Annotated in this window: 9 protein-coding genes; all 9 read left to right on the forward strand. The window is 39.9% G+C overall.

Annotation, left to right across the window (positions count from 1 at the left end):
- The first annotated feature begins 152 nt into the window (after nucleotides 1–152).
- The 9 genes from VYJ22_RS03735 (at nucleotide 153) to VYJ22_RS03775 (ending at nucleotide 13,463) form a co-directional block, all read left to right on the forward strand.
- Nucleotides 153–3,122, forward strand: coding sequence for a SusC/RagA family TonB-linked outer membrane protein (locus VYJ22_RS03735; protein WP_329905128.1), 2,970 nt, complete (start codon nucleotides 153–155; stop codon nucleotides 3,120–3,122).
- 20 nt (nucleotides 3,123–3,142) lie between these two features.
- Nucleotides 3,143–4,690, forward strand: coding sequence for a RagB/SusD family nutrient uptake outer membrane protein (locus tag VYJ22_RS03740; RefSeq protein WP_329905130.1), 1,548 nt, complete (start codon nucleotides 3,143–3,145; stop codon nucleotides 4,688–4,690).
- A 299-nt stretch (nucleotides 4,691–4,989) separates the two neighbouring features.
- Nucleotides 4,990–6,018: a hypothetical protein gene (locus VYJ22_RS03745; RefSeq protein WP_329905131.1), complete on the forward strand. Its 1,029-nt coding sequence runs from the start codon at nucleotides 4,990–4,992 to the stop codon at nucleotides 6,016–6,018.
- 9 nt (nucleotides 6,019–6,027) lie between these two features.
- Nucleotides 6,028–6,738, forward strand: coding sequence for an SAM-dependent methyltransferase (locus VYJ22_RS03750; RefSeq protein WP_329905132.1), 711 nt, complete (start codon nucleotides 6,028–6,030; stop codon nucleotides 6,736–6,738).
- The gene (locus VYJ22_RS03755; RefSeq protein WP_329905133.1) at nucleotides 6,735–8,135 is read left to right on the forward strand and encodes a methyltransferase RsmF C-terminal domain-like protein; all 1,401 of its coding nucleotides are present in this window, start codon (nucleotides 6,735–6,737) and stop codon (nucleotides 8,133–8,135) included. The genes VYJ22_RS03750 and VYJ22_RS03755 overlap by 4 nt, the downstream gene beginning before the upstream one ends.
- Nucleotides 8,136–8,257: 122 nt before the next feature.
- Nucleotides 8,258–9,079 carry a 1-acyl-sn-glycerol-3-phosphate acyltransferase gene (locus VYJ22_RS03760; RefSeq protein WP_329905134.1) on the forward strand — a complete coding sequence of 274 codons (822 nt, stop codon included), beginning with the start codon at nucleotides 8,258–8,260 and terminating at the stop codon, nucleotides 9,077–9,079.
- A 6-nt stretch (nucleotides 9,080–9,085) separates the two neighbouring features.
- The gene (locus VYJ22_RS03765) at nucleotides 9,086–10,084 is read left to right on the forward strand and encodes a GNAT family N-acetyltransferase (protein ID WP_329905136.1); all 999 of its coding nucleotides are present in this window, start codon (nucleotides 9,086–9,088) and stop codon (nucleotides 10,082–10,084) included.
- Nucleotides 10,042–10,440 carry a YraN family protein gene (locus VYJ22_RS03770; RefSeq protein ID WP_329905138.1) on the forward strand — a complete coding sequence of 133 codons (399 nt, stop codon included), beginning with the start codon at nucleotides 10,042–10,044 and terminating at the stop codon, nucleotides 10,438–10,440. The genes VYJ22_RS03765 and VYJ22_RS03770 overlap by 43 nt, the downstream gene beginning before the upstream one ends.
- A 746-nt stretch (nucleotides 10,441–11,186) precedes the next feature.
- Nucleotides 11,187–13,463, forward strand: a complete 2,277-nt coding sequence (locus VYJ22_RS03775; protein WP_329905140.1) for a TonB-dependent receptor — start codon at nucleotides 11,187–11,189, stop codon at nucleotides 13,461–13,463.
- The last annotated feature ends 1 nt before the right edge of the window (nucleotide 13,464 follow it).

The raw sequence follows: 13,464 nt of genomic DNA on the forward strand, positions 1-13,464 counted from the left end.
GGAGAAATTTTGTTAGATGTATTTTGTATTTAAAAAAACAAACTGCTATATTAGCGGTACTAATACTATAAAAAAAAATAATGAGAAGCAAAAAATCGAATTTTAAATCATCAATAATTTCCTAACGTTATAATAATTTTAAAGTTTAGAGTATGAAAAGATTTACGCTGTTTTTTGCAATCCTTTTTGCCTCGATAGGGATTGCTTTGGCACAACAGAAGGTTGTGAAAGGTGTAGTCATATCTGCTGAAGACAATGAGCCTATTATAGGCGCATCTGTTTTCGTGAAAGGCAATACTAAGATTGGTGCTGCTACTGATATTGACGGTAAATTCACTCTTTCAGTTCCGGCTGATGCTAAAATTCTTGTAGTATCTTCTGTTGGTATGACTAATGTAGAAGTCAAAATCCAGCCCAACATGAAGATTATGATGAAGTCTGATTCCAAAATGCTCGATGACGTGGTCGTTGTTGGTTATGGTTCAGCTCGTAAAAATGCATCTGTAGTATCCTCTGTTGCCGTAGTGAAAGCCAAGGATTTGGAAGCTAAACCAGTTTCTAACCCTTTTGATGCTATTCAGGGTAAGGTGTCCGGCTTGCAGGTATTTAGTTCTTCTGGGGAACCTTCTGAGATCTCATCTGTAAGATTACATGGTACAGGATCACTCGGTGCAGGAAGTGCTCCATTGTACATTGTTGATGGTATGCCTGTATCAGCTAGTACAGTCATGAGTATGAACTCTAATGACTTTGCAACTTTCCAAGTTCTTAAGGATGCTGCTGCGACTTCTATCTATGGAGCCCGTGCTGCAAATGGTGTAATATACATCACCACAAAAAAAGGAGCTAGTGGAGATCGTGCGAAAGTAACAGTGCGTGGTCAATATGGAGTATCTAACCTTGCTAACCGTTCTTATTATGACTCTTTTATGAATAGTCGAGAGTTAGCTGATTTTTGGTTGGAAACTAAGCAGTTTTCACAGGCCGACTTGGACAAATTCTTGAAAAAATATCCCAATGATACAAATTGGGCGGACTATTATTTCATGAAAAATAGACCTACATATTCAACAGATGTTACAGTTTCAGGTGGTGCAGGTCGTACTAATTACTACATCTCTGGTGGTACATTTAGTCAACAAGGTCTTCGTTATGGATCCGATTATAAGAAGTATACTTTGCGCTTGAATCTTAATAGTGGTATCAATGACAAGATAACATTTGGAACTAACAATTCCTTGACAAGTGATGACTATAAGACCAACCCTTATGACTGGAATAGTCCAAATGGTGGTCTCTCTATGGTTGCTTTGCCAATGTATACTCCATATGATGCGGATGGTAAAGAATATGATCGTATCCCAGGTTGGAATAGATGGAGCCCTCGTTATCTGAGCGAAAAAAATCCCACAGATAATGGTAGTGTTACCTTCAATAATGCGTCATTCTTACAGATCGTACCTATTACAGGTCTTACATTGAGGGCACAAGCTGGTTTTGAGTTTTCAGATTTTCGCTCTACCAGTACAAGATATCCATCTTTTGGTGGTAATTTAAATAACGGTACTCGCAGTGAGCGTTTTGACAGATCTATCACTAAGACTTTTACTAACACAGCTGAATACAAATTCGATGTAGCGTCTGACCATCACTTCATAGCGCTGGTAGGACATGAATATAATTCTTACAAATACGATAGATTCAACGCTAGAGGTGAAGGTCTAGCTAACGACAATATGGTAGATCTGGGACTGACAACAAAAGAAAAGACTGTAGAAAGTAGGACCGCTGAGTATGCTTTCCTTTCTTACTTTGGTAGACTGTCTTATGACTATCAATCAAAGTATTTCTTAGATCTTACTTATCGCAATGATGCCTCCAGTCGTTTTGGTAAAAACAAGCGTAATGGTAATTTCTGGTCACTCGGAGCCATGTGGTCCGCAAAAAAAGAGAATTTCTTAGCAGATGTAGAATGGTTGTCTGATGCTAAACTGAAATTCAGTATGGGATCTCAGGGTAATGCTGACATCGGTGACTATAATTCTTATGCTCTCATCAGTAAAAAAGGTCAGTATGAAAATGGTTTCGGCTGGGGTATTTCTACGCCTGGTAACCCTGATCTCTCATGGGAAAACCAATTTACCACAACTGTAGGTTTTGAAATTGGATTTTTCAATAAATTAAATTTGAATGTAGAGTTTTATAATCGCAATACTTCTTCTCTTCTTATGGATGTACCTTATCCATATTACACAGGATTCATCGATGCTAATGGAAGAAATAATATCACTGAAAATATCGGTACATATCGTAATAGAGGGGTAGACATCAAACTAAACTACGATATCTTGCAAGGTAAAGATGGTGATGGTTTATCTGCTTATGTAAACTTCAATTACAATACAGACAAGATGATCAAACTATTCCAAGGTTTGGATCATTGGATTATACCTAATACCGGAGTTTGCTATGTAGTAGGAAAACCTGTAATGTATTTCTATCCTCTTTTTAAAGGTGTAAATACAGATACAGGTATGTCAGAGTGGTATTTACCAGGTGAAAATTTGGCAGTAACTACAAAAGATAAAGTCACAAGTGAATTTGTCGATAATCTTGACCAGAATACAGGAATCAGACGTTATGCTCCTATAAATGGTGGTTTTGGCCTTAGTGGCTCTCTCAAAGGATTTTATATGCAGGCTGATTTTGCTTTCACAATTGGTAAACACCTCATCGTCAATGATGCATTCTTCTTTGAGAATCCAAACCACTGGGGACGTAACTTTAACCAACGTAAAGATGTGCGGGACTACTGGAAAAAACCAGGTGATGTAGCTAAATTTCCCGGTTTTAACAAGAGCCGCTTTACTGAGTTTGACTCTCGTATGATTCAGAATGCATCATTTATGCGTATGAAGACATTTACCCTTGGATATAATGTACCTAAGTCTATCTTATCTAAGCAAGATGTGATCAAAGGAGCTAAGGTGTTCTTTACCGGACGTAACTTGCTTACATTTACTAAATTTGAAGGTCCTGATCCTGAGATCGACTCTAACCTCACGCTGGGAGCTAACCCTAATACCAAACAGGTATCTGTAGGTGTCGAAATTAATTTCTAATTCTAAATGATAAGAATCAAATGAAAAAATATATAATAAAAACAGCCTTCCTGTTTGCTTTGACTATTATCGGATTTACATCTTGTGACTTGGAACGTTTTCCTACTGATAAAGTCGCTCAGGACAAGTCCATGGAAACGTTTGAAGACGCAATTTCGTGGAAAAATGGTATGATGAACTCTTTTAGGGCACGCCAATCAGGAGATAATGATATCTTACAAGATGTACAGGGGGATGAGCTAAATGCTACCTCTGACTTCGGAAACAGAAGAGGGGATAATCATGGTTGGGAGTCTCTCAGGGCTACAAATTATGACACAAGAGATATTTACGCTTACTACTATAAATCTCTGAATGATGTGAATTTTGTTCTTGAGAAGATGCCCGAACTCATTAAAAAGATAACAGATAAAAAACAAGTAGAAGCCTTGAATAAAGTTTTAGGCGAAGCTTATTTCCTTAGAGCATATTATTACTCAAACTTGGCTATACGCTATGGTAAGTCATACAATAAAGCTACTGCTGCGAATGACCTTAGTGTGCCTTTGTTGCTGAAGTATGACTACAAAGTACAACCTGCTCGTGCTACTAACGAACAAGTATATAAGCAAATCCTCAAAGATATTGAAGAAAGTGCCAAAATGCTAGCTTCAGTAACCGGTTCAGCAAATTCAAATTATATCACCATTGATGCAGTTACAGCTCTTGAAGCTCGTGTGAAGTTGTATATGCAAGATTGGGAAGGAGCTTCTGTTGCTGCTAATAAGATTATCGGGAGCAAAGCATACGCTCTTATGACTCCTTCTGTAGAGAACATGACTGCTATGTGGCGTAGCGATGGTGCCGGGCTCAAGGAATCTATCATGCAAGTTTATATAAACTGGCCAGACGAAAGTGCATCAGGACATGGATTGTATATGAACCCTAATCAGAAAGAGCATAAACTTACTCCGGACTTTTTGCCTACCAAAGGAATTATTGATATGTATTCTGATAAAGATACACGTAAACCTCTTTATTTTGATAACAAATTTACTGTAGAACTTTCTGGTACTACCTATAAAGATTTGAGCGTTGTAACTAAATTCAAAGGTAATCCAGCACTTGCTGCTACACAAGATGCTATTTGGGGGGTTGTTCCTGATTCACGTATGGCTCCTAAAGTATTCCGCCTTGCAGAAATGTATTTGATCGCTGCTGAAGCTGCTTATAATTTAAACAAGAGTGAAGAAGCTGCTACTAATTTAAACGCATTGCGTAAATCTAGAGGACTTGATGTCGTGAATGTAGTAGGCGATGCTCTTTTTAAAGAGATCCGCGATGAACGTCAGAGAGAGTTAGCATTCGAAGGATTTAGACTTTGGGATTTACGTCGCTGGAATATGCCCATGAATCGTCTAGACCCTCAGAAATCTAAAGACTCTGAAGATGTTTCTGCTTATCTGACCAAAGGACAAAACTCTTATTATACACTTAAAATCAAAGCAGGTGACAATAAGTTTGTTTGGCCATTACCTAGCCAAGATGTGAAAGTAAACAAAAATTTAGTTCAGAATCCGGGTTACTAACTGATTTATCCCTTGAAATTATAGTGAGGCAGCCAGTTTTGGTTGCCTCATTTGTGTTTCATTCCAATTTATAATTTTATTTCGTTTTTTCTTAATCTCTTGTTTTTCGAACATTTCAATAAAGAGGGTGTTTATTTATTGAAATCGTTTTGAACTTGTTAAAAATGGATAGAACTCCGAATATAAGACCTCTTTTGGGATCACATCCATTGAGTTGTTTTCTCTCGGTAATTTTTTTACTGACTTTGATCCCTTTTGTTCCATTCGGAATAGCATATATAATTTCTTGGGTGACCTTTGTGTTGATATCAATAGCTCTTGTTGCATGGAGAATGCCTTGGGCTACAAGACCCTCTAGTATTGTTACCTTATTAACCCTTCTCACTTCAGGGCTATTATACCTCCTTTGGGGGGATTATCTTATTTGGTCTCTTTTCAGGCAAGGTATTGTTGTGCTTTGCTTCTTACCTACCTTATTCTTAGTCAATAAGTTTTTACTATCTGAAGTAAGAGAGGTCAATAGTCTGAAAAGCTTTAACCAACGTACCTTACATAACCAGATTGTAATTACAGAGTACACACGAGTGTCACGTTTCCTCAAGTTAATATCCCTTCTCTTTCTTATCCTTGGTCTTGTTATTTATTTTAACAAACACCACTCCGGAGTCTTTGGCCTATCATTAATAACAGGTTATGTATTCCTCGTGATTATTTGGGGAGAATATATTGTTGAGACAATTAATCTGGTGCTCATTCGTAAGAAATTGAAGACTGAGCAGTGGATCCCTATATTAGATTCCTGCGGTAATGTTGTGGGTAGAGTGTTTCGTTCCCAAGAAGCATTACATGTTGGTATTTTGCCTGTCGTCAGAGTAATAGTCGTGTCCAAGGGAATGATCTATCTTGTAAATCGTTGTGAAGATGATTTGATCGAGGACGATTGCTACGATACTCCTTTCGTTTCGTGGGTAACGGGAAATAACAGTGCCTCCTGCATAGCTTTGGATATGGTGAAAAAGTTTATTCCTGACTTCAAATCTGACGATTTACGCCCTATTGTAAAGTATAGACATACTACAAGCAATGGTGCGGCGGTAGCAGTCCAGCTTTTTTATTTCAATCTTTCTGATCCATCATTATTGAGTAATGCTGACTGTGAACCATTAGAGGCCAAGTGGTGGCCGGTAGATCAAATCATGCGACAACTTGACGGAACGCTATTTAGTAGTTATCTTCGCAGTGAAATGCCTTACCTTAAGCAGACCGTTCTGTTGGCTGAAAAGTTGAGGTTTAAGAGAAAAATAAAAAACAGTCAAAATTCAGAATAATATAATCGCATGTCGGATAAGCCGCAATTAGTATTGATACCTGTACCCTTGGGAGAAGTTGATGCAGCAACATGTTTGCCTGTAGTCAACTTGGAATATATCAATCATATCAATCATTACATTGTTGAAAACATAAGATCAGCACGAAGATTTTTAAAATCCGTCTGTCCCGATATATCTATTGACTCTCTTACTTTCTATGAACTCAACAAACATACTCGTTTTGAAGATATATCGGATTTCCTTTCACCCCTTTCCGAAGGGAAATCCGTAGGAGTTATTTCCGAAGCAGGATGCCCGGCCATAGCTGATCCGGGTGCAGATGTAGTAGCCATTGCCCAGGACAAAGGATATGAAGTATTACCATTAGTAGGACCTTCATCCATTATTTTATCATTAATGACATCAGGTTTCAACGGTCAGCGATTTACATTTCTCGGCTATCTGCCCATAGATGAAAAGGCTCGTGCTTTGGCCATCAAAGAGGCCGAAAGCCGGCTATATGCCAAAAAGGAAACACAGATTTTCATAGAAACACCATATCGTAATGTAAAACTCGTGGAAGAGCTTATCCGCAATTGCAAGCCCTCTACCAAGCTTTGTATAGCTTGTAATCTTACTTGTTCCGATGCTTATGCCCGTACCTTACCCCTAGCCAAATGGCGTAATAAGATACCGGATATTCATAAAAAGCCTGCTATATTTTTGCTTGGACTATGATGCATGATTATAACTTTCCTCCCGAGTTTGTCACTCGCATGAGAGCATTACTAGGGGATGATGCAGAGTCTTTTTTCAATGCATTAGGTGAGGATGCTCCATCTTCTGTAAGATTCAATCCTGCTAAGGTTGTTACACCTTGTCTGTCCGATCATAAGCTTGTTCCCATACCTTGGTGTGACGGCGGATTCTATGTATCCCCACGCCCTAATTTTACACTTGATCCCTCATTTCATTCAGGTGCTTATTATGTCCAGGAAGCTTCCTCTATGCTTCTTGCCCAAGTACAATCTTTTTTACCTCAGCGTTCCCTCCTGGCATTGGACTTTTGTGCTGCTCCGGGAGGTAAGAGTACGTTGTTAAACCAAATATTACCCTCCGATAGTATTCTCGTATGTAATGAAATCAATCATCATAGAGCCAATATTTTGTCCGAGAATATGCAGAAGTGGGGTAGTGATCGTATAATAGTTACAGAGAGTAATCCTATCGAATGGCGCAAGATGCACGACCTCTTCGACCTTATTTTGGTCGACGCTCCTTGTTCCGGCGAGGGCATGTTTCGTAAAGATCCTGATGCTATTAGTCATTGGTCTACAGCCAATATTGCGCTTTGTGTGGAGCGCCAAAGAGAAATCTTGGATATGGCATGGAAGATGCTCAAGCCCGGTGGTCTGCTTGTTTATAGTACTTGCACTTATAATACCCAAGAAAATGAAGAGCAAATACAATATATGAAGGATCATTACGACCTCCAAGCACTCTCACTTGAGAATGCATATCTAAATGAGCATGCACTCTCTGCTTTCAGCCCTTACCCTTGTTATAGGATGATGCCGCATAAAGTATGTGGAGAGGGCCTGTTCATGTGCTTCATGCATAAGGATGGTGCGACCAATACTTCCATAAGAGCAGAGAAAAAGAAAACGAAAAATAAACCCTCGGCTTTCGCAAAAGAGTGCGACTTAGTCAAAGATTGGTTATTGTCGTCATGTAAGGACACTTATAAACTGGAATTATTCCCCAATAGCCTGATATACGCTTTGCCCCCTCAAATGTTACCTTTAGTGGCTGAGCTCAATCAATCCAAAATACGCATCCATTATGCCGGTATTGTAGTAGCCGAAGTCAAGGGGAGATCTCTCATCCCTACCCATAGTCTAGCTTTGAGTACAAGCTTGAGACAAGAAGCATTTGTGCAGTATGCTGTAGACAAAGATAAAGCACTCAAGTTCCTGGCCAAGGAAGCCGTTACATTACCATCCACTGTGCCTCAGGGGTATATATTACTTTTATATGAAGGTGTGCCTATTGGTTTTGTTAAAAACCTAGGCAATAGATGCAATAGCCTCATGCCAAATGAGTGGCGTATTAGAAATTTAGACTCTATGATTTAGATTATATTATATGGAAGAATGAGCTTTAAAATATTACATTGTGTAAGATTTTACGAGCATGTATTAGTTGTTTTTATATCAAATAAATTACCTTTGTTAAGGAAGATAGTCTCTATTTTTTTATGAACGAATCGCTTGAAATCAATATTGCTGATATAATTAAACGGAAGAGTGGAAGAAATCTTCCGCAATGGCAAACACGCTTAATAGAGCGTTTGATTCACCAGGATGAAATCAATTATATATTACGAACCTATGGGCATTTGGATGGGGTGCAATTTATGGAAGCCCTTATCGAATACTTTCAGGTTGATATAGGATGGGAGCGTGAAGATCGCTTGCCCACCTCTCACGGGCGTTACATATTTGCATGCAATCATCCTTTGGGAGCTTTCGATGGTATCTGCTTGTCTTATTTGCTTGGTCGTAAGTATGGGGATGTACGCTATGTTGTCAACGACTTACTCTTTCATTTAAAACCCTTGCAGTCTATCTTTGTTCCGGTCAATAAGCTGGGGGCTCAAAAGAGAGAATCCATTCAGCGCATGCATGAAGTTTTGATGGGAGATTTGCCTGTGGGCACTTTCCCGGCCGGTATTTGTTCTCGTTTTATCAATGGACGCATACAGGATATGGCTTGGCAAAAGAGTTTTGTCAATCACGCTATTACCTACCGTAGAGATATAGTGCCTCTACATTTTGTGGGGCGCAATAGTATTCACTTCTATCAAATAGAATTAATAAGGAAGTTATTCAGCCTTAAATTCAATGTAGGGTCAGCATTATTGCCTGATGAGATGTTTAGGAGTAAACGAAAAAATTATAAAGTCATTGTAGGTGAACCCATTCCATGGCAAAGTCTCAAGGAAAGCGGAGAGAAACCTATCGATATTGCAGCCCGAATAAGAGATATAAGCTACAAGCTAAGGACTCAATCAAAATAATAGATTATGTTACAGCAGGAACCTATCAGAGAGTGTGTCGATATAGATTTGATCAAAAAGGAGCTTACACCTGATCGTCTATTAAGAAGGACCAACAAAGCCGGCAATGAGATATATGTATTCAGAGCTGATGAAGCGCCACATACCATGCAAGAGATAGGTCGCTTGCGCGAAGAAGCTTTCCGCTTTTACGGGGGCGGTACCGGCAAAGCTGTGGATATAGATGAGTTTGATACGGATCCTCAAGGATATTCTCAGCTTATAGTGTGGGATCCTTCTGAGCAAGCCATTCTTGGAGGTTATCGCTTTATATATGGTTCCGAGGTTGAGATCGATTCATCGGGTAGGCCCAAGTTGGCCACTGCAGAGATGTTCGATTTCAGCGAACAATTTATGCAAGACTACCTGCCTTATACGGTGGAGTTGGGGCGCTCATTTGTTTCGTTGCCTTATCAGTCATCTCGCATGGGAGCAAAATCCATGTTTGCTCTGGACAATCTGTGGGATGGTATCGGGGCTCTTACGGTATTGGATCCCGGTGTCAAGTATTTCTATGGTAAAGTTACTATGTACCGTGATTACAACCGCTATGCCCGCAATCTTATCCTCCATTTCCTCCAGAAGCATTTTGACGATCCTGAGAGGCTTGTTGTACCCAAAGAGCCATTACCTATCGAAGTGGATGAAGAGCAAATGAAGCAACTGTTTCCGTCAGACAACTTCAAACAAAACTACAGAGTTCTCAATCATGAGGTGCGAGCTCTTGGTATCAATATACCTCCTTTAGTCAATGCGTATATGTCCCTGTCTCCTGAGATGAGGGCATTCGGCACTGCTATAAATACAGAGTTTGGGGGTGTGGAAGAGACAGGTATACTCATAGCTGTAGATAAAATATTAGAAGAGAAGAAGCAACGACACATCCTTTCATTCAAGATATCCAAAAGAAAAAGGCTGGAATTATGGCGTCGCATATTGAGAAGGGTCAGGCTGGCGAAGAAGTAGCGTGTAGGCTATTGGAGTCCAAGGGATATACTATCTTGGAGCGCAACTGGCGATATAGACACAAAGAGGTCGATATCATTGCTTCCAATGAGCGAGAGGTAGTGATTGTAGAAGTCAAAACACGTGCTATGGACTCTCTGGTTGCTCCTCGTGAGAGCGTCCTGTATGATAAGATACACAATCTTGTACTTGCTGCCGACCATTATATCAAGCAACATAGCTTATTGCTCCCCGTACGATTTGATATTATTGCTGTAGAGACAGAGCTTGATGGAACCTTCACCACAGAGCACATAGAGCATGCCTTTGTAGCACCTCTCATGAGCCGTCGTCCTTACCCCAAGAAAAGGCGCTGATCCCTCACATTCTTATCTCTATTTTTACGAAAAAATATTCTGCAAAATCAACCTTTGAAATTGACCTTGTCAAACTTTGAGATCAAGCATGTCAAAGCTTGAGATTGATCTTGTCAAATTTTGAGATTGATTATCTCGATTTTTATATTCATCAAATTGCCCCCTCAGAGCTTATTGATCAAAGCCTATTCACTGCTCTAAATATCTCAGTAATATTTACCATATAGCAATCAATTAGGTGTGAACCTTATTTTTGTTTTAAGGATAATTTAGTTGTACTTTTGTTCCCTTAAATTGATAAATATCGGAGTCAGGAGATATTAATGTCTCGAGAGACATTATTTACAAGTCGATCCTCTGTTTTGAGGTAAAACGAATTTTTTATGAAGGAATGTCTTTGTGCATCCTTATAATGATGTATACCCCATGCGGCATATATATGGAGCCTGTTGCAAAAGTCAACAGTCTCGTGGATTTTGGAGGCAAAACCGACAAAAGACACTTTGACCGGGCAGAGAGGGTAAAGTGCAAGGCGCTAAGAGTGAGCACACAGGGAGTTTACTTCCGGTAAATGACCAAGTGCGAATCTCGCAAGCAACGCAGCAATTTGCCTGCTATGCAACAGTCTAATATGGTTTATGTGCATGCTTTATTCCCAAACCCTCCAATATGCTATTAGTTCAGTTGTAGCTCTTTTGCTATTCAAAAAACCAATGCGCCTTACTTTAATTTATTTATAATAATCTATGAAAGAAAAAATTTTTACATTTTGTGTCTGTTGTTTTGCCACATCGGGCTTTGCTTTGGCTCAACAATCTTTGCAAGATACTATTCATCTCAAAGAAGTCACTGTTACTTCTGACAAAATCTCACCTTCTACCGGTACAAGTAAAGTAGCTGCTCCGGTGAAAGAGATACCCATAGCCATAACCTCAGTAAGTAATGTGCAGATACATGATCTTAATTTTACCAATTTGGTGCAGGCCACGCGCAATGTCCCGGGAGTAAGACCCATGCGTACTTATGGTGCATTTCAGCGTTTTTATATGAGAGGTTTTTCCAATTTCGTTGTACTCAATGATGGGATGAGAGATGAGCGTCATACCTTATACTCCTCAGCTCCCTCTAGCACGTTGGCTTCCGTAGAGAGAATTGAAGTCCTCAAGGGTGCATCTTCACTTACTGTAGGTCACTCTGCTCTTGGAGGTGTAATCAATGTGATACATAAGAAACCTACATCACAAACTCATGCCAATGCCAGTGCTTCTATTGGGAGCTGGGGTACATACAGTGTGGCTGCCGGTGCCGGGGGAGCTATTACAGACAAGTTGCTTTTTCGTGCTGATGTGTCAGCCGGTTATGGAGAGGGCTGGCGTCATACACAAGAGAGGTTTTTCAATGCATATCTCGCATTGGATTATAAAATCAATACTCGTAATCTGCTGAGCTTTTCTGTCAATACCAATGATGATATGTATCGAGGTGATTACGGGCAACCTCATTTGTCACACGATGTATATGATATGGCGGGTAAGTTAGCTTTTAGAAAAGGGGATTTGCCCGCAGCTCCGGGTAGGCGCACAATCTATTCGGATCCCAAAGATCACCTTGGACATAAAAATGTGACAACTATGGCAAAGTGGACACATCACTTTGATAATCCTGACTGGGTACTTACAGAGTACTGCTCGTTTTTTCATGATGATATTGACTACTATGCTTCTGAGTCGCTCAAATACCTTACTTCCGACAAACCGATATATAAGCATTACTACCTCAATAAAGACAAGAAAGTGTACATCTCTCTGGACTCCATAGAGCGTGGTGGTTTTAATTTTGCTTATAAAACCGAGCTTGTTCAGAATCAGTTGGAACTTGCCGGTAAAGCCAAGTGGGGTGCTACGGTACACAATTTGTTGGGAGGATATGCTTTTTCTTATATTTATATCCCTCGTTACAAAGCTTCGTATGCGACAGATGCATCAGGCCCCGGGAAATATGCTCACCTGCCTCTTGTAAATCCCGAGCTTAATCAGGGCTTCATACACATGCCTCATACTTCTGTGAGGCTCGATCGTGAATATATTCATGGCTTATATTTACAGGATTATATGCGTTGGGGTAAATTGGCTGTTCTTGGAGGCTTGAGGGTCGATTTTTACAATCGTATCGCTCGTTTAGCTAAAACGGAGGATAAGAAAATTCTGTCCAAGGGCCCTCAAGATCATACTCACAATACGGCTTTGAGTTATCGTATAGGGCTGCTTTATGATATAACGTCTGATTTTAATGTGTATGCTTCCACCTCCAATTTCTTTAAACCCACGCGAGTGGCTGCTGCTCAGGATTACGTTTACATAGATAATAAAGGTAAAGTGATAGACCCAAGTGGCAAGAATGTATTCAAGCCTGAGTCAGCTGTGCAGTATGAAGTGGGAGCTCACTACGCAAAAGGCACTAAATTTCAGGCCAACTTTGCAACATATTATATACTCAAAGACAATATGGTAGTCAATCTCGGTAAGACTGCCGATGGCAAGCGTGTCTCCGGACAGGTGGGTAGAGCTGAATCCAAGGGTGTAGAGTTTGATTTGACTTATGCTCCTTGTGAGGCATTGGAGTTTAATGCGGGTTATGCCCTTACTGTTGCTAAGTTGAAGTCGTATGTTCGTAATGACTATGCTGAAAATGTATCGGCCGGAAATTATCTCGACCGTGTCCCCAAAAACACAGCTTTTGGTTGGGCCTTTTACAATCTGCCATTATGCAAGATTAGTAAGATAAGAATGGGATGCGGAGTAGAATATTCGGATAAAGTATATGCTGATGTATCCAATACACTCCACTTCCCAGCCTACACTCTTATGCATGCCATGGTCAATTACAAAAGAGATAATTGGAAATTACAGCTGAATGTCAATAACATTTTTGACAAAACGTATTACGTGACTTCCGTAAACTCTACCGGATTTATACCTGAGCCCGGACGTAATTTCACAGTATCTGCATCTTACGAATTCTAAG

The organism is Porphyromonas pogonae, assembly GCF_036320655.1.
Lineage (GTDB): Bacteria > Bacteroidota > Bacteroidia > Bacteroidales > Porphyromonadaceae > Porphyromonas > Porphyromonas pogonae.

What these genes read in the sequence shown, in the direction of transcription:
- VYJ22_RS03735 (WP_329905128.1), top strand. Translation starts at nt 153, where the DNA reads ATGAAAAGATTTACGCTGTTTTTTGCAATCCTTTTTGCCTCGATAGGG.
- VYJ22_RS03740 (WP_329905130.1), top strand. Translation starts at nt 3,143, where the DNA reads ATGAAAAAATATATAATAAAAACAGCCTTCCTGTTTGCTTTGACTATT.
- VYJ22_RS03750 (WP_329905132.1), top strand. Translation starts at nt 6,028, where the DNA reads ATGTCGGATAAGCCGCAATTAGTATTGATACCTGTACCCTTGGGAGAA.
- VYJ22_RS03755 (WP_329905133.1), top strand. Translation starts at nt 6,735, where the DNA reads ATGATGCATGATTATAACTTTCCTCCCGAGTTTGTCACTCGCATGAGA.
- VYJ22_RS03760 (WP_329905134.1), top strand. Translation starts at nt 8,258, where the DNA reads ATGAACGAATCGCTTGAAATCAATATTGCTGATATAATTAAACGGAAG.
- VYJ22_RS03765 (WP_329905136.1), top strand. Translation starts at nt 9,086, where the DNA reads ATGTTACAGCAGGAACCTATCAGAGAGTGTGTCGATATAGATTTGATC.
- VYJ22_RS03770 (WP_329905138.1), top strand. Translation starts at nt 10,042, where the DNA reads ATGGCGTCGCATATTGAGAAGGGTCAGGCTGGCGAAGAAGTAGCGTGT.
- VYJ22_RS03775 (WP_329905140.1), top strand. Translation starts at nt 11,187, where the DNA reads ATGAAAGAAAAAATTTTTACATTTTGTGTCTGTTGTTTTGCCACATCG.